Raw genomic sequence first — 590 nt, forward strand, 5'->3', positions numbered from 1 at the left:
ATACTGTGCCCTGAAAGTCGTTGTTGGCATTGGCCAGCGTAAGCACGCCGGTGCCCGCATCAAGCGTACTGGTCCCGGTGATCGTCAAGGCCCCGGTCTGGCTGATCGCCCCGTTGTTGCTGGTCGCCGCCAGGTTTCCGCCCACGCTGCCATGGCCGAGGTTCAGCGCGCCGTGGCTGATCACCGTCAGCGCGCCGGTGCTCAGCGTGCCCAGGGTCAGCGCGTTCGTGTCGGTGATCTGGGTCGTGCCACCGGTCAGGCCTACCGCACCGGTGAAATCGTTGCCGGTGTTGGTCAGTGTGATCGCGCCGCTGCCCGCGTTGATCGTGCCGCTGCCGGTCACGATCAGCGCACCGGTCTGGCTGATCGCGCCGTTGTTGCTGGTCGCCGCCAGGTTGCCCGTCACCGTGCCGCTGCCCAGGGTCAATGCACCGGTGCTGATTGCAGTCAGCGCGCCGGTGCTCAGCGTGCCCAGGGTCAGCGCGTTCGTGTCGGTGATCTGGGTCGTGCCACCGGTCAGGCCTACCGCACCGGTGAAATCGTTGCCGGTGTTGGTCAGTGTGATCGCGCCGCTGCCCGCGTTGATCGTG

The 590-nt window shown here is 66.8% G+C and carries 1 protein-coding gene; it reads right to left on the bottom strand.

Features of this window, described 5'->3' with window-relative positions; genetic code table 11:
• A partial coding sequence (locus ACFPPA_RS19060) for a hypothetical protein (RefSeq protein WP_377322848.1) occupies positions 1-590 on the bottom strand: 590 nt, incomplete at both ends.

Source organism: Rhodanobacter ginsengisoli (assembly GCF_042657065.1).
Classification (GTDB): Bacteria; Pseudomonadota; Gammaproteobacteria; order Xanthomonadales; family Rhodanobacteraceae; genus Rhodanobacter; species Rhodanobacter ginsengisoli.